Origin of the sequence: Streptomyces sp. SID5469, from assembly GCF_009862865.1 — a bacterium.
Classification (GTDB): domain Bacteria; phylum Actinomycetota; class Actinomycetes; order Streptomycetales; family Streptomycetaceae; genus Streptomyces; species Streptomyces avermitilis.
Genome location: NZ_WWIN01000001.1, coordinates 4053774 through 4075525, shown reverse-complemented (window position 1 = coordinate 4075525; position 21752 = coordinate 4053774). Strand labels below are relative to the sequence as shown.

At 70.7% G+C, this 21752-nt stretch carries 19 protein-coding genes; 9 read left to right on the top strand and 10 right to left on the bottom strand.

What is annotated here, in order from left to right:
• Positions 1 to 47 precede the first annotated feature (47 nt).
• Positions 48 to 4493 (top strand): CHAT domain-containing protein, encoded by a 4446-nt coding sequence (locus tag GTY58_RS17145; protein WP_010984703.1) that lies wholly within the window; start codon positions 48 to 50, stop codon positions 4491 to 4493.
• Here GTY58_RS17145 and GTY58_RS17140 read toward each other — a convergent pair.
• Positions 4474 to 6504, bottom strand: coding sequence for a caspase family protein (locus GTY58_RS17140; protein WP_010984702.1), 2031 nt, complete (start codon positions 6502 to 6504; stop codon positions 4474 to 4476). The two genes, GTY58_RS17145 and GTY58_RS17140, sit on opposite strands and share 20 nt — an antisense overlap.
• Before the next feature lie 197 nt (positions 6505 to 6701).
• On the opposite strand from GTY58_RS17140, the gene GTY58_RS17135 reads away from it, so the two are divergent.
• The 6 genes from GTY58_RS17135 to GTY58_RS17110 all read left to right on the top strand — a co-directional run bounded on the left by GTY58_RS17135 (position 6702) and on the right by GTY58_RS17110 (position 12525).
• Positions 6702 to 7211: a hypothetical protein gene (locus GTY58_RS17135; protein WP_202497432.1), complete on the top strand. Its 510-nt coding sequence runs from the start codon at positions 6702 to 6704 to the stop codon at positions 7209 to 7211.
• A 72-nt stretch (positions 7212 to 7283) separates the two neighbouring features.
• On the top strand, positions 7284 to 9056 hold the full coding sequence (locus tag GTY58_RS17130) for a hypothetical protein (RefSeq protein ID WP_010984700.1): 1773 nt from the start codon (positions 7284 to 7286) through the stop codon (positions 9054 to 9056).
• Positions 9057 to 9183: 127 nt separating this feature from the next.
• Entirely contained in the window at positions 9184 to 9414 is a 231-nt protein-coding gene (locus GTY58_RS17125) for a hypothetical protein (protein WP_137865228.1), read from the top strand.
• Positions 9411 to 10031, top strand: a complete 621-nt coding sequence (locus tag GTY58_RS17120; RefSeq protein WP_010984699.1) for a hypothetical protein — start codon at positions 9411 to 9413, stop codon at positions 10029 to 10031. The genes GTY58_RS17125 and GTY58_RS17120 overlap by 4 nt, the downstream gene beginning before the upstream one ends.
• Before the next feature lie 196 nt (positions 10032 to 10227).
• Positions 10228 to 11793 (top strand): AAA family ATPase, encoded by a 1566-nt coding sequence (locus tag GTY58_RS17115; protein WP_010984698.1) that lies wholly within the window; start codon positions 10228 to 10230, stop codon positions 11791 to 11793.
• A gap of 126 nt (positions 11794 to 11919) precedes the next feature.
• Entirely contained in the window at positions 11920 to 12525 is a 606-nt protein-coding gene (locus GTY58_RS17110) for a hypothetical protein (RefSeq protein WP_010984697.1), read from the top strand.
• Between the two features lie 25 nt (positions 12526 to 12550).
• Here GTY58_RS17110 and GTY58_RS17105 read toward each other — a convergent pair whose 3' ends face one another.
• The gene (locus tag GTY58_RS17105; protein WP_010984696.1) at positions 12551 to 13903 is read right to left on the bottom strand and encodes a M14 family metallopeptidase; all 1353 of its coding nucleotides are present in this window, start codon (positions 13901 to 13903) and stop codon (positions 12551 to 12553) included.
• Between the two features lie 273 nt (positions 13904 to 14176).
• Between GTY58_RS17105 and GTY58_RS17100 the strand changes: the two genes are divergently transcribed.
• Positions 14177 to 14638 (top strand): hypothetical protein, encoded by a 462-nt coding sequence (locus tag GTY58_RS17100; protein WP_037644984.1) that lies wholly within the window; start codon positions 14177 to 14179, stop codon positions 14636 to 14638.
• Between the two features lies 1 nt (position 14639).
• Here GTY58_RS17100 and GTY58_RS17095 read toward each other — a convergent pair whose 3' ends face one another.
• A complete protein-coding gene (locus tag GTY58_RS17095) occupies positions 14640 to 14834 on the bottom strand; it encodes a hypothetical protein (protein WP_010984694.1) in 195 nt (64 codons plus the stop codon).
• Positions 14835 to 14842: 8 nt separating this feature from the next.
• Complete coding sequence (locus GTY58_RS17090) at positions 14843 to 15694, bottom strand: helix-turn-helix transcriptional regulator (protein WP_010984693.1); 852 nt, start codon at positions 15692 to 15694, stop codon at positions 14843 to 14845.
• Between the two features lie 241 nt (positions 15695 to 15935).
• Between GTY58_RS17090 and GTY58_RS17085 the strand changes: the two genes are divergently transcribed.
• Positions 15936 to 16460: a hypothetical protein gene (locus tag GTY58_RS17085; protein WP_010984692.1), complete on the top strand. Its 525-nt coding sequence runs from the start codon at positions 15936 to 15938 to the stop codon at positions 16458 to 16460.
• Here GTY58_RS17085 and GTY58_RS17080 read toward each other — a convergent pair.
• From GTY58_RS17080 to GTY58_RS17060, 6 genes are all read right to left on the bottom strand, one after another.
• On the bottom strand, positions 16453 to 17625 hold the full coding sequence (locus GTY58_RS17080) for a DUF1266 domain-containing protein (protein ID WP_237528806.1): 1173 nt from the start codon (positions 17623 to 17625) through the stop codon (positions 16453 to 16455). The genes GTY58_RS17085 and GTY58_RS17080 overlap by 8 nt on opposite strands.
• A 148-nt stretch (positions 17626 to 17773) precedes the next feature.
• Positions 17774 to 18106, bottom strand: a complete 333-nt coding sequence (locus tag GTY58_RS17075; RefSeq protein ID WP_137865229.1) for a hypothetical protein — start codon at positions 18104 to 18106, stop codon at positions 17774 to 17776.
• A 53-nt stretch (positions 18107 to 18159) separates the two neighbouring features.
• The gene (locus GTY58_RS17070) at positions 18160 to 18498 is read right to left on the bottom strand and encodes a hypothetical protein (protein ID WP_037644985.1); all 339 of its coding nucleotides are present in this window, start codon (positions 18496 to 18498) and stop codon (positions 18160 to 18162) included.
• Between the two features lie 145 nt (positions 18499 to 18643).
• The gene (locus GTY58_RS17065) at positions 18644 to 18997 is read right to left on the bottom strand and encodes a hypothetical protein (protein ID WP_010984689.1); all 354 of its coding nucleotides are present in this window, start codon (positions 18995 to 18997) and stop codon (positions 18644 to 18646) included.
• A 335-nt stretch (positions 18998 to 19332) separates the two neighbouring features.
• Complete coding sequence (locus GTY58_RS39655; protein WP_137865231.1) at positions 19333 to 19614, bottom strand: hypothetical protein; 282 nt, start codon at positions 19612 to 19614, stop codon at positions 19333 to 19335.
• Positions 19615 to 19766: 152 nt separating this feature from the next.
• The gene (locus GTY58_RS17060) at positions 19767 to 21413 is read right to left on the bottom strand and encodes a glycoside hydrolase family 18 protein (RefSeq protein ID WP_037645244.1); all 1647 of its coding nucleotides are present in this window, start codon (positions 21411 to 21413) and stop codon (positions 19767 to 19769) included.
• Positions 21414 to 21752: the final 339 nt, after the last annotated feature.

The following is a 21752-nucleotide window of genomic DNA, read 5'->3' as shown; positions in this document are numbered from 1 at the left end:
CGCGAGCCGCACGAGCCGCACGCGATCCCGTACGTGAGGAACACCTGATGCCGGCCCAGCCCGTCGATCCCGTCGACCCGCTCGATCCCGTCGACTCTCCCGATTCCGCCGACGCTCCCGATTCCACAGACCCCGCCGACCCCGCCGACTCCTCCGACCACCTCGACCTGCTCGATCCCCTCGACCTCCTTGCCGAGCGCGAGGAAGTGCTCGAAGAGCTGTCGGGGCTGCCGGCCGACGACCCCGAGGTGCCCCGGCTGTGCGCGTACGCCGGGGAACTCAGCATCCGCCTGCACATGCTGCGGCAGGAGCCGGAGGACCTGGAGCTGGCGGCCGAGGCCTTCGGGCACGCCTTCGCCCGGCCCGGCACCGATGCCGAGTGGCACTCCTGGCGCATCATGTACGGGCATGTGCGCGCCTGCCAGTTCGACGCCGAGCCGTCCCCCGAACTCCTGGACGAGTGCCTGGCGCTGGTCGCCGAGGGCCTGGCGGGCCTGCCTACGGGCGACGAGCTCGGCGGGGCCCACGAGCTCGGCGGGACCGGCGGGACCGGCGTGACCGGCGAGCCTGGTGTGACCGACGAGGCCGGCGAGCCCGACGAGAGTCACGACACCTACGAGGCCGTCCGTGGCTTAGGACTGCGTCTCCTCGCCGCCGGTACGAAGGTCCGCTGCCTCGACTGCCCCGAGGATGCCCCGGCCGAGGAGCGCACCCGGCTGTTCGAAGAGGCCCTGCGCCGCCACGAGGAGGCGTACGAGCACCTGGCGCCCGGTGACCCGGACGACGCCGCCGACCTGAACGAGGCGCTCGGTTACCTCCGCTTCGAGCGCGGTGTCCTGCTCGGCAGCGCGGAGGACGGCGCCGCGTCCGCCGCGCACTACCGCGCCGCACTGGACGCGCCCCGCCCCGCGAGCGACCTCCCGTTCGTGCGGCACAGCCTCGGCCTCGCCCTGCTGCTGCACGGGCTGGTCACCTCCGACCGGGACGTGCTCGAAGAGGCGCGGGACGCCTTCGGCACCGCGCTCCTCGACGCGGGACGGGCCGGCGGCGACCGTCCCGAGTGGGCCTGGGAGGCGGAGATCCGCAGCGCCTACATCCGTGCCGTGCTGTGGGCCAAGTGGCAGGACCAGGGCCACGGTGCCGCCGCCGAGGTCGAACTGGCCGCACTGCTCGCCGAACCGGACGCCCTGGACCGGCTCAGCCCCGTGTACCTGGACATCTTCGGACGGCTGCTCTACGAGCGGGCCGCACACCGCGACGACCCGCAGGGCCGGGACCGCGGCATCATGCTGTTGCGGCGCGCGGTGGCCGAGTGGCGGCCGGAGCACGACGGGAACGTCACCGCGGCCGCCCTGCTCCTCGCCACCTTCCAGCAGATCCGCCACCAGGACGACCCGGACCCGAGCCGCCTCCAGGACATCGTCCGGGGCGCGTCCCTCGCGATGGCGGACGAGGAACTCGACCCGGAGAGCGTGCAGCTGGCCAGGATGATGCTGGCCTGGGCGCGGCACGGCCTCGAAGAGATGGGACTCCACGCCGAGACCGAGGGGCTGCCCGAGCAGCCCGGCTTCGAGGAACTCCGCGACATGTTCACCGCGATGTTCGTCACCGAGGAGGATCGCAACCTGGTCGACCTCGGGGAGCGTTCCGACTTCCCCGGCATCTACCGGGACATGGGCGGCGACAGACGGCGTATGGCCATCCTGGACGAGGGCTTCGCGAGGCTGGACGCGCTGTCGCCGGACAACGAGTTCCGGCCCCGGCTCGCCGCCATGCTGCTGTCGCAGCTGGTGGTGCTGGACCCGAACAACACCGACGTCGGCGCCGACCGCAAACAGCGGCTCCTCGACATCGTGCTCGAGCACGGCCGGGTCGACCCGGACTGGGACCGGCACGCCCAGGCGGTGGTCGGCGCGGCCCGGCTGCGGGACGAGATGGCGGGGTCCGGCGCGCGGATGGACGAGGTGCTGGCCCACTTCGACCGGGCGGCGGCGACGGGGGCCGGTGACACCGCGATCCCCGAGGTCGCCTTCGCCAGACTCCTCGCGCGTACCCACCGGGGACAGACCGTCGGCGCCGCCGACGACCTCGAAGCCGCCGCCGAGGCCTGGCGGCAGCTGCGCGACATGCCCCACATCTCCGACTACATGCGGCGCATGATGGACGCGCAACTGGCCGGCATGGACGCGCAGAACGCCGCACAGCGCGGCGATCTGGCCGCCGTGGACCGCCACATCGCGACCGTCCTCGAAGCGCACGCCTCCCTGGACCCCGAGGACACCTCACGCATCCAGCTGTGGACGTCCCTGGAGAACGCCCTCATGAACCGCGACGAGCTGGCCCGGTCTCTCGGCGCCCCGCTCGCGCCCCCGCCCCCCGGCCGCCCCACGGTGGACACACTGCGCCGCGAGGCGGCCCGGTTGCCCCGCAGCCACCGCGCCTGGGTCCTCGGCGACAACGGCATCTCCCGCTTCGGCCGCGCCATGCGGAACCGGGACGCGGACGCGCTCGCCGACGCCGTCACCCTGCTCCGGGAGGCCCACGACCTCGCCGAGGAGGACAGCGACAGCCGGCTGCGCTACGGCCACTGCCTGGCCTCCGCGCACTGCGTCCTGTCCGAGATGCTGCCGACGCCGCATCTGCGCCGCAGCCACCTCGCCAAGGGAATCGCCCTCTTCGAGAAGGCCTTCGAGCAGGTCAAGGGGCCCGAGCACCGGCTGTACGCGCCGGTCGGGCTGTCGCTCGGCCGCGCCTACCGCACCCGTGACGACCTCGGCCGCGGCGACCGCGCCGAAGGCCGGCGCATCGGTCTGGAGGCGCTGCGCGGCCACGCCTGGGCGGCGCTGCTCCAGTCCGGCACCGCGCACGCCGCGCAGGCCGCGGCCCAGGCCACCTCGACGGCGCTGGAAGTCGCCGGGTGGTGTCTGCGCGACAACGTTCCCGAGGAGGCCGTCCAGGCGCTCGACGCCTGCCGCGGGCTCGTCCTGCACGCGGCCACCACCTCGACGACCGTGCCCGAACGCCTTGTCGCGGCCGGCCACATCGACCTCGCCGAGCAGTGGCGGGCCGCGGGCGCCGGGGACCCGCTCTCCGCCGCCGGGGGCGGGCCTACGCTCCCCAGCGAGCTGCGCCGCCGGGTGCTCGCCGCGCTCACCGCCGGGGACGTCTCACAGGAACGGCTCCTCGACCCGCCCACCCCACGGGAGATCGCCGACGCCCTGCGCGCCCTGCGCAAGGACGCGCTGGTCTACCTCGTGCCCGCCTCGGAGGACGGCGGCGGCACGGCGGTCGTCGTCACCAACGGCGGCGACGTGCACGCCGTCCCCCTGCCCAACCTCACGGAGGTCGCCGCACCGCTCAAGGAGTACGCGCCGGCGGGGACGTACGCGCGCGACGCGGGGCCACGACCCGGCGGCGAGACGGCCGCGCCCGGCGGACGTGACGGCGGACGTGAGGGTGGACGCGACGGCGGACCGGAGCGTGACCTCGGGCCCGTGCCCGGGTTCGCGACCGGGGAGTACGGGTCCCAGGGCGCCCGAGTCGACACCCCGACGCTGCGCAAGCAGCTGGAACGGCTGTGCGGCTGGGCCTGGTACGCCGCGATGCGGCCGCTGTTCGCCGAGTTTCCCGAGCCGCGGGCCGGCCGCGTCCCCCGGCTCGTCCTCGTGCCCATGGGCGCCCTCGGACTCGTACCGTGGCACGCGGCATGGGAGCAGGGCGACGACGGGCGCCGCCGCTACGCGCTCCAGGCGGCCGAGATCTCGTACGCCGCCTCCGCCCGGCTGCTGTGCGAGGTGGCCGCCCGCCCCGCGGTCGCCCACAGCGGGGCGGCCCTCGTGGTGGGCAACCCCACGGGCGACCTGCACTACGCGGGCGAGGAGGCCGACGCCGTGCAGCGGGCGTTCTACCCCCGCGGCCAGTTCCTGGGGCGGCGCGGCAGCGGTCCCGCCGACGGCGCGGGCAGCCCGCAAGAGGTGCTGTCCTGGCTGCGCAAGGGCGGCGAGGACGAGGGCGGAGTACTGCATCTCGCCTGCCACGCCGTGGTCGCCGAGAACGCCCCGCGCAGCGCGTATCTCGCCCTGCACCAAGGGGAGTTGTCGGCCGAGGAACTCACCGAGGCGGTCAGTGACGGCAGCCGCGGACACCTCGGGCTGGTGCTGCTCGCCGCCTGCCGCAGCCATGTCTCGGGCCGCGGCCACAACGAGGCCTACACCCTGGCGACCGCCTTCCTGGTGTCCGGCGCCCGCTCCGTGATCGGCTCCCTGTGGCCGGTGCCGGACGACGCGACCTCGGTGCTGATGTACCTGACGCACCACTATCTGCGCACGGGCGGTGAACCGCCCGCCAAGGCGCTGCGCCGGGCCCAGCTGTGGATGCTGGACCCGGACCGCGACCGGTCGGCCGAACTGCCCGCCGAACTCGCCGACCGCGTCCGGCACATCGACCCCGACGACCTCAGCGCCTGGGCCGGGTTCACCCACCTGGGCCAGTGAACGCCCCCGGCCCGGGCAGCGCCGCCCCGCCGGGTACGACCGTCCGCAGCGGCACCGTCACCGTCGTCCAGCGGCCGGCCGCCGCACCGTAGGCGGGCCCGAGGTCACGGCTGCCGTCCGCCGCGTGGCCGGGGCCGGTGAACCGCAGGACACCGTCGCCCGGCACGCGGTCCCGGGCCACGACGGCGTACGGATCCCAGGCGGGCAGCTGGAACGGCACCGTGTTCAGCTCGCGCTCGGCCACGATCAGCTTCAGCCAGTCCCGGGCGGCGGCACCGGGGACGACCGCACGGTTCGGCGGCAGCGACAGCTGTACGGGATCGCCGTCGAGCGCGTACCCGGTGTGGCCGGGGCCGATGAAGTGCCCGCGGTAGAGCGCCGAGTCGGCGGCGTAGCTGTCGGTCAGGTCGAGCAGCAGGCACCACAGCTTCCGGTCGGGGGAGCGGTTGTGCAGCCGGATCGAGAGCCACGGCGCCTTTGGCCCGGCGGCTCCCGGCGGGTAGGAGACGGTGATCTGCCCGGAGCCGTCCGGGGTCAGCGCCTGGCCGGGGGCCGCGTGCCACGGCACGATCTCCATCCGGACGAGCCCGTCCAGGAGGGAGGGGCGGGGCGTCAGATCACGCAGCTGGTGCCAGCGCGTCAGATGGACCAGACAGTCCGCGATCCGGCGGGCGTGCGCCGCCGGGTCCGTCAGCGGCAGCGGGTCGACGAACGGCGTACCGTCCCGGCCCAGTACGTGCGCGAGACCCGCCCGCACCTCGACCCGGAAGTGCAGGTCCGCGGCCTCCTGCGGGCTGCCGACGAGCCGCAGCAGCGGCGAGGGCCCGCCGCCCGGCCCGGCCGACGCGATCGCCCGCTCCAACGCCCGTACCTCCTCCGACCGCGCAGGGCCGAGCAGAGCCACGCCGGCCGCGGGCAGCGCGAGCGCCGAGAGCGTCACGGGATACACCTGCTCCCGGGCCGGCATCCACTCCACGGGGTCGACGAGCGTACGTTCCGTGCGCACGTCCCGCGCCCGCACCACGGGCCCGACCAGCTCCCCGTCCACCACCGTGAACTCGGTGCCCTCCGCTCCCGCGCCGTCCCGCAGACCGTGGCCGCTGCCGCAGTCCACCTCCCAGCCGTCCGCGCCGAACCGCAGCAGATGCGGGCTCGGTCTGCGCGCCGCGCCGCCCAGGAACGGCTGGTCCGCGGGGCCGCCCGGCGTCACCGGGTACAGCACCGGCTGCTGACGGCCCCCGGAGCGGCGCAGCCGGGCGTCGGCCGCGGCCAGCAGCTCGCGGTAGCCGAGGCCGGGCCCCGCCTCGCGCACCGCGCCGAGCAGTGCGTACGTGAACGCCCCCATCCGCCGGCCGCCGAAGTGGCCCTCGAAGGACTGCTGGTCGAGACGGCTGGCGGCGAGCAGCACATGACGGGTCGGCGCGGGCGTACCGGAGCCGGCCGCCGCGACGACCCCTCGGGCCCGCTCGTCCGCCCCGAAATCCCAGCCCTCGCCCCCGTCTCCGCCCCCGCCCTCGCCCTCGCCCCAGTCCCAGTCCGGGGACGGCGGCGCGAAACGTGGGGTCAGTACACCCGCGCGGGTGCCGCCGCCCGCGTAGCAGCAGTCCAGAACCGCCACGACATGCGCACCGCCCTCGGCGACCCGCTCCAGCAGCGCGCCGAGCCGTTTGTCGAGGAGCGGCCCGTCCACGCACACCAGCGCCTGGTTCTGCCCCGTCGCCTCGATCAGCAGATCCGCGCCCGTGGCCCGCTGCTGGGTGCCGTGCCCGGAGAACCACAGCAGCGCCGTGTCCCCCGGCCCCGCCGCGCCCAACTGCCGTACGACCGCGTCCTCGACGGCCGCGACCGTCGCCTCGCCGTCGCGCAGGAAGAGCAGGTCCGCCCTCTCGCCGACGAGCTCCGTCACGAGCCGGGCGGCCTCCTCGACGTCGGTGACGGCGCCCCTGAGCGGGGTCGCCGTCTGCGACGGATAGTCGTCGATCCCCACCAGGAGCGCATGAATGGTCCCCATGGCGGAGAGTCTGCCAGGAGGGACCGGCGGGATTGGTGCGTCACCTGGGCGTGAACCGGGCGGATTCCGGGCTTAGTCGGGTTGCGGGGGTAGCAAATGTCAAACATGCTCGCACCATTGATGAAGCGTCACTAACCTTCATGGCTTGAACACGGCCGATGCCGACCGGCTCGCCGCCCATGACTCTCGGGGGACACATGGGACCCATTGAGCACCCACGACGCATTGTGCCCGGCGGCACACCCGCCGCGCCCGGAACGCAGGCGGGGACCGGCCGTCGCCTGATCGCCGCGGCGAACGAGACCCGGCAGCGGACCGCGAGCACGCCCGGCGCGCGGACGATCCGCCGCGAGCTGTACCAGCCCCGCTCCCGCCGGCTGCTCGACGCCGTGGCGCAGCTCGACGCCGGACTGGACGAGGCCGCCTGCCGGCAGCTGGCCGACCGGATCCGCGACGAGTACACGACCACGTACGACGACGTGCCGCTCGGCTTCGTCGCCCGGTGCTATCTGGGACCGCCGTACGTGGACCACCAGTTGAACCTCTTCCAGGTGATCGTCAAGCACTTCGCTCCGTCCCAGCGGATGCCCGACCCGTTCGACGGGGCCCGGATGCTGGCCCGCTCCGGCGCCTACGCCTACATCGAGGTCTACGCCGGCGGACTGATCCTCCCCGTCCTCGAGGACGGCACGGTCGTACGTCCCTGAACACGGCCGTACGTCCCAGCAATCCGTCCCAGCAGACAAGACAGCAGCAGTCGCACGTGAACGGAGACACCCATGTCCGAGGTGGACCACGTACTGCGCCGCCAGGTGCAGGAGGTCAGCAACCTCGTGTTCCGGCTCAGCGAACAGGTCGGCTCGGTGTCCGGCCAGGTCTCGGCGGTCGAGGCCGAGCAGCAGCAGGCCCGGACCGAACTCCAGCAGTTGCGCGCCGACTTCCTCGCCTTCGTCAAACAGGCCGAGTTCACCGCCAACGTGCAGCGCGCCGAGACCCGCATCGGCGTCATCCAGGACCAGGTCGACCACGAGTTCGGCCACCACAAGACGGTCCGGCGCACCGCGGTGGGCATGCTCCAGGCCTTCGACGTGGGTCTGGTGTCCGAGGACAACGTGCGGATGGTCAGCGACCAGCTGATGATCCAGACCCCCCGCTACTGGCTGGCCCCCGCGCTGGTGGCGCTCGCGTCCTGGTCCGCCGACGACCCGCAGCTGTGCGAGCGCGCCGTCGAGGAGGCCTTCCGGCGCTCACCGGACCGCACCGCCCTCTTCTTCGCGCTGGTGCTGCGCCGCCAGGACCGCAAGGAGTCGGCCGTGCGCTGGCTGCGGCACTATCTGCTGGCCCAGGACCCGACCGCGCTCGGCCGGGAGTTCGCGGTCATCCTGGAGTCCATCGCGCAGGGCGCCTTCGGGCTCGTCGGCCGTGATCTGCTCGACCGCACGCTGGCCGGCTGGCGCGCGCAGCTGATGGACAGCGCGGAGACGCAGGCGAAGCAGGTCCAGCGGTGGCGCGACGAGATCGACACGCTGCGCGCGCCGTCCGCCCAGGCCGAGTTCCCGCGTCTCTCCCAGGTCTCCCCGCAGTGGCCGCAGCTGGACGCGGCGCTCGGCGCGGCCCGCGGCCACCAGGCGCTGCTGAACAAGTACCGGGCCCTCCTGAACCGGGAGTTCGAGCCGTCGGAGCGGATCGAGGACGCCGTCGACGACATCCTCGACCGGCTCGTCAAGGAGTACGACAACGAGGAGCTGCCCCTCCGTCGCGACCTCGCCTTCAACCAGGCGGTCGTGGAACACGACGGTGACGTCCTCGCGGCCCGCGGCGCCGCCGACGCGGACGCCGCCTCGTACGAACAGACCCTCGACTACCTGACCGTGCAGACCACCGCCGCGCTCAACCCGCAGGCGATCGGCACCTCGCCCGCCACCCAGCGGCTGGCCGTCGTCGCCTGCCAGGAGTGGTTCCAGCACGCGCAGGCCGGCGCCACGCGCGACTACCGGCTCGCCGTCCCGCAGGACGTCCAGGCCCACTTCGACACCACGCACTCGGTGGGCGCGCAGACCTTCCGGCTGCCGCCCTGGACGGGCTCGTTCACCCAGCCGCTGGCCGCCCTCGAACAGTCGCTGGGCGCGCACTGGGACCGGCACATGCAGCCGTTCATCGACGCGCTCGCGTATCCGACGCTGAAGAAGGCGGCGCCGCTGATCGCGGTGGTGGCCGGCATCCTGCTGATCTTCGGCCAGGTCAGCATCGGTTTCGCGTTCACGGCGGCGGCGATCACCGCGGCCGTCTGGGGCCTGATCCTCCTCAACCGCAAGCAGTCCGCCGACCGTCTCCAGGATCAGGCCCGGCAGGCGCTGGACCGGGCCAAGACCGACTCGCTGCACCAACTGCGCGGCTCGGCCGCCGAGCTGACCGACTGGAACGAGCGGTTCCGGGCGGCGGACCTGGTCGACGCGGAGTGCCGCGCGCTGATCACGTCGCTGTCCACCGCGGACGGCGGAGCCTCCCCGTTCGAGGGCCGCACGGTGCGCAGGGAGGAGCCGACCGCATGAGGACGAACCTGTGCAGGCAGGCGCCGTACAGGGCGCCGTGCGAGGCGCTGCGCAAGGCGCCGTACAAGTCGCTTTGCATGGCGCCGTACGTCATGAGTGTGACCGTGTGCGAGGAGGACCCGACAGCATGAGCACGTCCCACCGTCCCACCCCGCCGCCACCCCGTCGCCCGCCGGGCGAATCGCCCTGGGGCGCGGCCACCGGGCAGCGGTCCGAGTCGCCCTGGGGATCCACCTCCCGCAGTCCGGGCGGCGAGCGGGTCACCAGCAGGCTGCGCCGCGTGGTGGAGGGGCTGCCCGACTGGGAGCCCCTGCCACCCGGCGAGACCGTCGTACGCCGCCCGGGCAGCGCCCCATGAGCGGCCTGTGGGGCGACGGCGGCCCCTACGCGGCCTGGGTCGGCTTCCTGCGCCGCTGGGCGGCCCTGGAACCCGTCGACCCCGGCACGCTGCCGGCCATCGTCCCGGAGGACTTCCAGGGCGACACGCTGGCCCGCCTGACCCAGCACCTCACGGACGCGCTGGACGCCCGGCTGAACGACTGGGCCGAGCGGCTTCTGCGGGCCATGGCGCACAGCACGGACGAGTTCTCGGTCGGCCGCGAGCTGGCCCAGGCCAGGGCCGGACTGAACACCGTCCGCGCGCTGGCCGGCCACCCCGGGCTGCCGCCGAAGGTGCGCGAGGAGCTGACCGGGCTCGTCGACCGGCAGATCCCGGAGCTCCAGGCGCAGTTGGAGCGCAACCTGGACGCCGAGGCCCGCCGGGGCGCCGACCCCCGGCTGCTGGAGCGGCGCCGCCGCACCCTGCGTGAGAACGCCCTCACGAGCGTGCTCACCGCGCCCCCGCCACCGCTCGCGCCCCCGTCCGCGCCCCCGTCCGCGGGAAGGCGGTCGCCGGTTTCCGGACCGGCGGCGGGCGGCGACGCCTGGGCGTACGACCCGGCGGCGCGGCCACGGCGCCGGATCGTGCCCGACTGAACCGCCGCACAGAAGCCCCGCCCGTCCCGGTACAGCGGAAGCCCGCCACCGGTCCCGGTACAGCGGAGCCCGCCACCCGTCCCGGTACAGCCGAAGCCCTCCATCCGTCCCGTACAGCAGTTCCCGCCCGCGCCGCGCACATGAGGCCCCGGCCCCGTCCGCAGCACCGACCTCGCTTCGAAGGCCCGTATCGCGCATGTCGAACTACACCGAGAGCCTCCAGTACCTCGACAGCTACATCTCCGCCCGGGTCCCGGTCATCGGGATGCGCACCATCGAGCAGCAGCGCGCCCTGCGGCTGCTGCGCGAGGCCGCCACCCAGCCGCGCCGCAGCAGCATGCCGTTCTGGATCTACACCCGGGCCACCGGCCTGCGTGACCTGCGCACCAACGCGCCCGTGCAGGACGACCGTTCGCTGACCGGCGCGATGGACTTCGCGGCGGCCCAGTTCACCAGCAGGGCGAACGCCACGGTCGTCTTCGTCGACCCCGACGACCTGGGCGGAGACACCCCGATCACCCGGCACATCGCCGAGCTGGCCCGGCTCGCCGACAGCAACATGGGCAGCATCGTCCTCATCACGGACACCCCCATCTGGAGCGGGTTGCAGCGGCTCGGCATGAGCCTGCACCTCGACCTGCCGGACGCCGACGAGATGTACGGCATCCTCAGCGGCTTCCTCGGCGACCACCACGGGCACATCCCCATCGAGTGGGACGAGGCCGACGGCCGGCGGGCCGCCGAGTTCCTGCTCGGTGTCACCGAGGCCGAGTGCATCAACCTGATGGCGACCATCGCGGCCAAGGGCTCCATCCAGAAGGCGGACGTCCTCGGGCTCGCCCAGGCCAAGGACCGCATCTTCAGCGACCTCACCGGTCTGGAACGGGTGCAGCTCAAGGAGGCCGACTACACGGTCGGCGGTCTGAGCAGCCTGCGCGAATGGCTCCAGCGCAAGCACTGGCAGCTGCACGAGGACCTGCGCGACAGCGCGCTGCGCCCACCGCGCGGGGTGCTTCTGGTGGGCGTGCCGGGCTGTGGCAAGTCCCTGTCGGCGAAGGCGATCGCCCACGAGTGGCAACTTCCGCTGTACCGGCTCGACATGGGTGCCATCCACGGCAAGTACCTCGGCGAGTCCGAGGGCCGTTTCCGGGAGGCGCTCGCGATGGCGGACCGGGTGGCGCCGTGCGTCCTGTGGATCGACGAGATCGAGAAGGGGCTCGCGGGCCGGGACGACGGCTCCGGGGTACCGCAGCGGATCATCGGGCAGTTCCTGTTCTGGCTCCAGGAGTCCCAGTCGCGCGCCTTCGTCGTGGCCACCGCCAACGACATCCGCAGCCTGCCGCCCGAGCTGCTGCGCAAGGGCCGCTTCGACGAGCTGTTCTTCGTGGACCTGCCGGACGCGCAGGACCGCAAGGAGATCATCGAGCTGTACTACCAGCGCTATCTTCAGGGCGAGCCCGACCGGGACCAGGTGGACCAGCTCGTCGACCTGTCCGAGGGGTTCGCCGGCTCGGACATCGAGTCGGCACTGCACGACGTGGGCCTGGAGGCGCGCCGCATCGGCGGGGCCGACGGTCTGAAGGCGTCGTTCCTGCGGGACACCTTCGCCAACACGGTCCCGATGAGCCGGGTCAACCCCGAGCAGATCGAGGAGATCAGGGCCTGGGGCCGCGAACGCGCGCTGCCCGCCGGGCGTTCCACGGTCAGCGCGGCACCGGGCGGGGCGAAGCCCTCGCGCCGGATCGTGTTCATGGACGACTGACGGGCGGCTGACGGGCCGACTGGGGGTGTCCGACGGGCGACTGACGGGCGGCCGGCACCGCTGGTGGCACACGGGGCTTGCGGGGCGGCTGTTGCCGACACAGGTTCTTCGACCATACTTCCCGCTGTGGAGCAGCGCATAGGTTCGAACAGCCAGCCCCTGGACGTCGCCGCGGTCGATCCGGCGTTCATTCCCGGGCTCACGCCGACCGTGTCCGCGGAGCCGAAGAGCACGGCCGAGCCCGAGGGCGCGGCCGAGCCGGAGAAGGCGGCCGAGGCCGCGGACGAGGCTTCCCCGGAGGACAAGACCTCCGAGGAAGCCCCCGCCGGGAAGGCGGCGCAGAAGCCGTCCCTCGGCAAGGCCTCCGGCAAGGTCTCCGACGAGGCCGACGACGAGCCCGCCGACGAGGCCGAGGAGGAACCCGCAGAGGAAGCCGACGACGAGGCCGACACCGAGGGCCCCGCCTTCGAGGCCTCCGACCGGCGAGCGAGCATCGTCGCCGACGGCAGAGGCGTACGACTGCGCCTGGACGACCAGGAGGCGGAGTTCCGCTGGGACGAGATCGGCGCGGTGGAGACCGAGTCGCCGCGCTTCGGCAAGCGGTTCACGATCACGGTCCACACCCCGGACCGCCGCTGGTACCCGATCGAGATCGAGGCGTCGTCCCGCTCTCGCTTCAAGGAGTGGGAGACGAAGCTCGACGAGGTGCTGGACGCCTACTTCCAGGAGTAGGCGCCCAGCGCGACGTGATCTGCCGTCAGGTGCAGTACTGCGCTTCCTTGCCGATCGACCGGTACATGCAGTCCGCGTTCTCCAGCAACTGCAGCACCGCGTCCCGGTTGCGTGACGTCTCCCGCTCGATGACCTCGTCGGGCGGGTAGAAGCCGCCGCCGGAGCTGGACGACGGGTACATCTCGAAGGTGTAGTCGAAGATCTTCTGGCTGCCCCAGAGGTAGTCGTCGATCGAACCGTCGGTGATGTACAGGTCGCTGGACTGCTCCGGCGTGTACCCGTTGCTGGCGGCCATCTTCTGGCCGACGGCCTTGAACGCGGCGGCGTCGTCCGCCGTCATGCCGGTCGCGGTGTCCGAGTAGGTGTAGCCGAAGGGCCACAGCACCAGCTCGCTGTAGGTGTGGAAGTCGATCCCGGCCTTGATCTGCTGCTTCCCGCCGACGACCCGGCTGCGTACGAAGTCGGAGACCACCTTCACCTCGGGCGCCGACTCGGCCGACGTGCCGCGGTAGGTCTCCGAGGACGTCGACCCCGACGAGCCGCCGCAGCAGCCCCACTTGTAGTTCCAGTTGCGGTTCAGGTCCGTACCGACGTACGAGGAACCGGAGTTGGGCTGACGGTTCTTGCGCCATGACCGATAGGACCCGGTCGCGATGTCGTACTCGCCGCCGTCCGGGTTGAGGTCCGGGACGATCCAGATCTCACGGTTGTTCACCATGTTGGTGACGCGGGAGTCGCTGCCGTATCCGGCCCCGAGCTCACGCAGCAGATACAGCGCCATCTCCACCGTCAGGTGCTCGCGGGCGTGCTGGTGGAAGGTGAGGATGACCTCGGGCTCGTTCTCGTCGGTCGCCACGTTGTCGCTGACCTTGATGGCGACGATGTTCCGGCCCTGGTACGACGTGCCGATCACACGCTTGCTCATGATGCCCGGGTAGGCCGCGAGCCGCTGGTCGATCTCGGTGTTCGTCTCGGCGTAGTTGTGGTACTTCGAGTCGGCCGACGGGAAGTCGAACAGCCGTACGTCGGAGCCGCTCGAACGATCCGGTGCCGAGCCCAGCGGCGAGAGGTCGTAACCGAGCCCGCGCAGCTTCTTGATCTGGGCCGCGCGGCCGGAGACGACGACGGTCTCCTCGTCGGCCTCGTCCACGGTCACGCCGGTCTGCTGGATGGCGGTGCGGGTCACGGGGGTGGTGCTCTGGTGGATCTCGTACTGCCGGACGTCATCGGCCGAGGGGTCGCTCGCCCTCGCACCGGTCGCGGTGGCGTCGGTGACGGCGCCGCCGACCGGCGCCGCGAGGGCGAGGGCCAGCAGGGTGGCGAGGGCGGCGGTGCGTCTGCCGCTTCGTGGGCCCCTGCCGCGGATACGAAGTCGCATGAAGTCTCCTTGGTGTGGAGGTGGGGGGTGGCGCTTTCAGTGCGACGTACGTGGTGCGGGTGTGGCGCTCATGGTGCGTGCGTGGCATGAGCAGGTCAAGTACCGACATAGAGCCGTTGGCGCAAACCGATCGAAAACCAGCCGTGTGGCGTAGGCGAAGGCCGACTGCGGGGCGGCGGGGGAGAGCGGGGGTGTGCGCCCGGGATGCGGGCGCACGGCATACTGACAGCGGCACATGGTCGGTGTCGACCGAGGCGAACAGGGGAGAAGAGAATGAACCAGCCCCCGTACGGCACCCCGCCCCCACCACCCGTACCGCCCACGGCACCTCCGGGCTACGGCCCGCCCGTACCGCACCCGGGCTACAGCCAGCCCGTACCGCCCCCGGCGCCCACGGGCTTCGGCCCGCCCCCACCTTCGTACGCGCCGTACCCCGCGCCCGCCGCCGCCCCGGAGTTCCTCGCCGTCGACCGCCACAACTCCGTGGTCGTGGACGAGACGGGGGTCACCTTCGAATGCAACGGCGTGACCGCGGAGTTCCCCTGGCCGGAAATCCGCAGCGTCCACCACCAGCCGAGCGGCAACGGCAAGTCACTGATGATGGCCGTGATCCACGCCGACGGCATGCTGTACGAGTGCGTGGTCGACGCGAAGCGCCGCGAACGCCTGCACGAGTGGCTCAACCAAGTGGCGTTGGTGATCGGGCACTACCGCTACTACCGCCCCGGCGGCTGACTCAGAGCAGGTGGTCGGCTTTGCCGGCCTTGATGTCGCGGATGAGGGTACGGAGTGCTTCGCGACTGTCGCTGAGGTAGGAGTCCTCGGCGCCGGCTACGGCTATGTAGGCGTTGCCCTCGTTGTCGGTGCCGAGGCGGAAGCAGTTGTTGCCTTCGCCGCAGAAGGGTTCTTCCCAAGCGATGCGGTCGTTCACGGCGTCTCCTACAGGTCGCGGGCGATCTTGCGGATGAGGTCGCGTGATGCCGCGGACGTCATCGCCGCGCCGTCCATCCAGTTCAGATGGGAACGGTACTTCGTGAGCTGGGCATCGGCGTGGGTGAACTCCGGTCCATGAGCCGAGTCCAGTTGCACGGTGTCGAGTTGGGGAACTGCTCCGTCCGCGTAGAGCAACGCATGCCCTGCGCCGGGGAACCCGCCCGTGGACGTGGGGATCACGCGGACCTCGATGTTCTCCCGCTCGGACTGGGAGCACAGATGCTTCAGCTGCTGCTGGGTGGCTTCCGTGCCGCCGTACGGCATGCGCAGAACGGCTTCGTGGACGTAGGCGATGTACGGGAGCGGGCTCGGTCGCTCCAGGACTTGCTGGCGCTCCATGCGATGTGCGACGCGCAGCTCGACCTCTAGTCGGGTCAACGGCGGCAGGACAGCGGTGAACACGCCTCGGGCGTAGTCCTCGGTCTGGAGCAGGCCGGGTGCATGCATGACTTGAGCGGTCCGGACGCGGGTGGCATGCCATTCGAGCTCGGCGATGTCCAAGAGCCCTGAGGGCAGGATTCCTCGATGGCGCTCCCACCAGCCGCGCTCCTTCGTCGACGTCATGGCGACCAGGGCTTCGATGTAACCGTCGTCCGTGCAGCTGTAGTTGCAGGCCAGTGTGCGGACGCGGTCCGGCGAGAACGGGCGGATACCCGACTCCATGTTGGACAGCCGTGTCCTGTCGATGCCCAGGAGCCCCGCGGCGTACTCCGTGGGCGCACCCGCGGCCAGCCTCATCTTTCGTAGCTCGGCGCCGAGCCGCTTCTGCCGTTCCGTCGGAGTGGATCTGGTTGGCATGGCGACAGTCTGCCCTCCCGGCGCGACCAGGTCCACGCACGAAGGGGGTAATTATCTCCAGAGCGATGGACACAGTGACTCCCGTGTCTCTACATTCCGTAACAGGTCAGCTACCCCCGGCAGTTGGAAGCGCATCGCGCGAGCCTGCCCGCAACCTCCTGCCCTGGGAGGGGCGGGCCCGCGCCAGGGAGACAAGCCACCGCTGCCGTCACCGTCCGCACCCGTAGGGAGCCCCACCTTGATGCCCGAGACCCGTTCAGCGGCCCGCTGCCCGCTGGCGACCGCATACCCGGCGGACCCCACCCCACCCCGTCCCGAAACCCTGGCCTACAGCCTCACGCTCCCGGCCGCGCTCTCCAGCCCGGCCGTGGCACGAGCGGCGACCCGCGCGTTCCTGGAGGCGCACGCCCTGCCGGACATCATGGACGCGGCGCTCCAGGCGGTCGGCGAACTCACCGCAACCGCAGCCCAGTTCACACAGGCGCCGGATTACTACCTGTCCCTCCGCTACCGAGCCGCCACCCTCCGAGTGATCGTCTACGACAGCCACCCCCGCCACACACAACCCCGCCTGGCCGCGGCCTGCGACACCCGCCGCAGGGCAGCCCTCCGCGTACTGGCCTGCGTATGCCGGGCCTGCGAAGGCGACTGGGGCTTCGGCGAGTCCCGGGAGCCGGGCGGCGGCACGCGGATGTGGGCGACCCTGCCGAGGGCGAGCGCGGCGGCGTACGGCTCCGCCGCCGTGCCCAGCGCCACCGCTACTTGAACGGAATGTTGAGCCAGGGGCTACCGGGCTCGGACATCAGGATCCGATGGGCGGAGACCATGTCCTGGTACCAGTCCCCGAACTCCTCCTCGTCGAAGTGGAGACAGCGCCCGAGGATGTAGGCGGCGGAGAAGTCCTGCCAGGAGCGGTAGGAGAGAGCGGCGCTGCGTCCGGCCTGGACGACCGCGGCCTCGGCCTCCTGCAACGTCCCGAACCGGGCGCCGAGCCCCCACCGGGCCATCTTCGAGGCTCGCCCGAGGTCCCAGGCCTCGACCGACGTCACATACCGGCCCTCGTCCAGCACCCCATCGGCGCGCATGCGTGCCTCGTACCGCGTGATGCGCCCGATGAGCCGCTGCACACCTTCGATCTTCGCTTCGGTCTCCGACTCGGGACGTGGCTCGCTCTTCGTGACGCCGTCGGCGCTGAGTACGGTCGAGCCGCCGGCTTCGGCGCGCAGTACGTTGGCGACGGCCTGCCGCCAGTACCCGATGTCGACATGCCCGCCGAAATCTCGGGCGATGGTGCGGCGCAGTCCGAGGGCGAACTCCCAGACGGAGCTGGAGGCATCGCAGGCCAGAAGGCTGCGCAGGTAGTACTGCCACTCCTCCCGGCTGGTGATGCCCCACCACTCACGCAGCCGCCGGCGCTCGCTGCCGTAGCCGGTGCCGTGCCAGGCCATGGCGTTCCAGAGCGAGCCGTTGTTGACGCAGAGGAGGGCGCCGCAGGCGAGACCGTGGGCGACGGGGCCGTGGAGCGGACCGCCGGCGTGGAGGGAGCGCAACTGCATGGCGATGGACGGTTCGCCCACGTGCTCGGCGACCCGGGACCACTCCGTGGAATGTGCGGGCCCCAAGGGCAGGGCGACCTCGCAAGGGCTGTCGGGATTGACCAGCAGCGTCGGCGGATCGGTGGGCTGCCAGGCGCGTGCGAACCAGCGCAGGGACCTGCGGGCGAACACCAGGTCGGGCTGCGGAGCGGGCAACATGCCCATGGTGAACACCTTCCACCATCGGGCGCCGGTCCGGAGGTTGCGATGGAAGCGGGGAAAGATGCCGTCGGGATCGGCATCGGTCTCGTCGCGCCCCACCTCGAAATAGAGCACGGTCCGAGCGAGCGCGTCGTGGAACGCCGCCCAGTCCCCCCGCGCCCGGGCCTCGAACAAAGCCTTCTCGACAGCCGTCGGTGGCGTCCAGCCAGGCGGAAACGGAGCCTGAGAGACGTCGGGTGGCGGCCCGAATGACATGTCTGTTCCCCCTGGTTATCAGTTCAGACGCAAAGAGTGTGGTCGGTGACGGCGAGGTGCGGTGAATTCATGCTGCGCCTTGCGCGTTACGTGCAGCCTTGTGCGGTCTCTCAATGGACGTGATGGTGAGGTTACGAGTCAGCAGTGCCACGCCTCTCCCAGACAAATGGATCATCGCGCTGTGGGGAGGGCTAAGGAAATCTGCACGTTGCCCGTAGCGCTCAATCCAGTCCAAAACGACTTGAGTCTCGCCCGTGGGTACACCGGCTGAGGCGCCGACGTCGAACAACTGGCCCGTTCGCACCTCGCCGCCCACGCAGCGAACGATACAAGTGGCCACCTGGGAGTCCTGCTCCTCAATGGAATAGAGTTGAATTTTTCCTGCGCTGGTCTCATTCACGTTTATAGGCAACCGCGACGAAGTGGTATAAGGTCTGGCCGACTCGCGTTTGATCAGCTCTTTCCTCCTCCCTCTTCCAGGGTGATCAAAATCTGCATGAGATCCTCTTCGGCGGAAGCGCAAAATTCCTGATCATGTTCCGTGATGGACACCACGGCCTCATTGAAGAACTCCCCACCTTGGCCTGCCTGATCGACGAGCCGGGCGGGAGCAATCATCCAGTTGCGTGCGGCCTTGAATCTCCACTCTAGATTCGTAGGGGTGTCCTGAACGAGGGACTCGAATTTCGTCTTCAGGAAATCTGACGGCTCCTCGAAGCGCCATGACGCAAAGGATACCTGTCGATAACCGTAAATCGGGTGGCGCTCCATGGGTGAGCGCATCCACACCACGTTTCCAAATCCTTCCAAGGCGCGCCTGAGTCTCTCGCGTCGGCCCCGACTGCTTCTCGAATTTCTTGAATCAGTCAACGTAGCGGGAGGGTCGAAAGTGTTGGGTGGCGGCCCGAATGACATGTCTGCGCCTCTTGAGATTTCCTCAGACGAGAAGAATACGGTCGGTTATGACAAGGCGGGGGGAAATCTGAATATTGATCTCCCCGCTGCATTCGCCCAGACTGAAGTCGAGGGTAATGGAGGTATTGTTGGCGGTGGCTGTTACGGACATTTTTATGGCACCTTCACGGAACAGGTCGAGGATCTTTTCTCCAGCAGGATTGATCCAACGCACCCGCACGGATTGGCTCAAGGAGTCGTAGGAGAGGAGCACGTCCCCGTCCTCGCCGCCTGACAGCTTAAGGAGACGAGCGCTGCCGTCCTCGTCGGTCTCCGGCCACTCCCCCAGTGTGTCGAGGATTTCATGGTCGTCTGGCACGGTGAATTCGCGGTGCATCTTTCCGATTCTTGTCGTTTTCGTTCCCGTTCAAAGGTGCCGGCCACGTGCACCGCAGCCGCTTGTCCGCTATGCGCTCACTGCCTGTACGTCCCCACGCGACAGCTTAGACAGGGCTCGCGTGACGTCATCCCAAGAACCAAGAGGCAATTCGCGGGCCGGAACTGAGGATTCCTCGACGTTCTCCCACCGCAGTACCTTGTCGGGACGGACGCTGAGGGACCATCCTGACTCGTGAACCAAGGAGACGTCGGAATGCTCGTCATCTGATCCCAGCAGGCCTGACAAGATGCTCCGAATCGTCGCTTCGTCGATGGATTCCCCCATGACGTTGTTCATGAAGTAGGACACAACTTCACCTCCCCGCCGGAGCCGGCGATGAGCGGGGCGCCGTCCTCGGAGAGGGGGAGGAGGACGGCCGTACGTCGGAACTCGCCCAGCAGGGCGGCCGCTTCGCGGCGTCGGCGGGCGGGGTCGTCCGCGTCCGTACGCTCGGGCGGCGGCTCCGGCACGGGTCCCGCGGGCGTCGTTTCCGGGACCGTCGTGTCGGCGTACTCCGCGATTCTGGACCGGCGTACGCCTCCCGCCGCCCCGCCCACTCCTCCGTGATCAACCATGCGCGGAATCATCACACCGGCACGCGGCTCAGCGCACGGCGGCACCCCCGCGACCGGCAGATCCCGGCCGACGGGAGCCCCGGAAACCCAGGACCCCCGTCGCGTTCCCGGCCGAGCACTGCCAGTTCCACCTACCGAGGAACCGCAGAGCGCTACGGCAGCGCGTGCACGTGCGCCCCCACCCCGTTCGACCACGCGTTCCCCGCCGACGCGTCCCAGTTCGTCGACCAGGTCATCGCGCCGCGCAGGTCCGGGTACGTCTTCGAGGGCTTGAAGGAGCCGCAGTTCGTGGCCTTGGTCAGGCAGTCCAGGGCGTTGTTCACCACCGTCGGGGAGACATAGCCGCTGCCGGCGCCGCTCGTCGAGGCCGGCAGGCCGAGGCCCACCTGGGACGGGGCGAGGCCGCCTTCGAGCTGGATGCAGGCGAGGGCCGTGAGGAAGTCGACCGAGCCCTGCGAGTACACCTTGCCGTCGCAGCCGAGCATCGAACCGCTGTTGTAGTACTGCATGTTGACGACGGTGAGGATGTCCTTGATGTTCAGAGCCGTCTGGAAGTACCCGTTCGACGTGGACTGCATGTCGATCGTCTGCGGCGCCATCGTGATGACCAGGGACGAGCCCGCCTTGGCGGAGAGGGACCGCAGCGCCTGCGACATGTACGTCGCGTTGAGGCCGTTCTCCAGGTCGATGTCGACGCCGTCGAAGCCGTACGTCTGCATCAGGGAGTACACCGAGTTCGCGAAGTTCGCCGCCGAGGCCGAGTCGTTCACCGACACCGTGCCGTTCTGGCCGCCGATGGAGATGATGACCTTCTTGCCGGCCGTCTGCTTCGCCTTGATGTCCGCCTTGAACTGGTCGACCGTGTAGCCGCCGAGGCCCGCCGAGTCGAGGCTGAAGCTCACGGCGCCCGGCGTCGACGTCGCGTCCGCGAAGGCCACCGCGATGATGTCGTACTGCGACTGGACGTCCGAGATCTTCTGGACCTGCGCCCCGTTGTTGAAGTTCTGCCAGTAGCCCGTCACCGCGTGCTTCGGCACGGAACCCCCGCCCCCGCCCGAGGAGGCGCTCGTCGTGCCCGTCACCGCCGCCGACTTCGCCGACTCACCCGCCGCGTTCGTCGCCGTGACCTGGAAGGAGTACGACGTCGAGGCGGCGAGGGAGGACACCGTCGCCGACGTGCCCGTCACCGACTGGACCTTCGTACCGGCCCGGTACACGTTGTAGCCCGTCGCTCCGGAGACGCTGTTCCAGGACAGGGAGACGGAGGAGGACGTGGTGGACGACACGGCGAGGCCCGCCGGGGCCGCGGGGACCGTGGGCGCGGGGTCCGAACCGCCGCCGCCGTCGGGGCCGAAGACGGACAGGTCGTCGGCGTAGTACGCCGCCTGCCCGTACCAGCCGTGCGTGTAGACCGTCACTGACGTCGTCGCGGCGCCGGTCGTGAAGGTGGTGGTCAGCTGCTTCCAGGACGTCGAGTCCGGTGTCCACGTCGACACGTCCGTCGTACCCGTGCCGCTCGCGCCCAGGTAGGCGTACCCGCCCTGCACCCAGGCGCTCAGCGTGTACGTCGAGTTGGGCTTGACCGCGACCGTCTGGGTGCACTTCGCGTTGTCCTGGCCGGCCGGCGTCGCCTTCAGCGCGGCCGAACCGCCGTGCACCGGCGAGGAGACGGTCGTACCGCTGCTCGCGGAACACGTCCAGTTGCCGAGGCCCGACTCGTAGCCGCCGTTCTTCGCGTTGTTGACGTCCGCGGCCGAGGCCGGACCGGCACCGGTGAGGGAGAGGACGGACGCACCCAGTACGGCGGCGAGGAGCCCCGCCCATGTGCGGGTGCGCCTCGGGGTGCGTAGGGGGGTGCGTCTGCGTGGGGGTGTGCCTGGTGCGCGGTCCACTGGGGCCTCCGGTGAGGGAAAAGGGGGGAGAGGGGAGGGGGAGCGTTGCGGAACGGTGGCCACCGTTGGACCTACAAACTGGTCCAGACCAATCTGGTTGTCAAGACCTCTGGAGATCTCAACCCCTGGGCGCGGAGGGTGAGTTGAGGCATATGCGCCTCACTCTGTGTGGATCAAGGTCACACCTTCGGTGAGATGATCTCGTTGATTCGGTGTTGAGCGGGGCATGCCGTGGATATGGTGCTG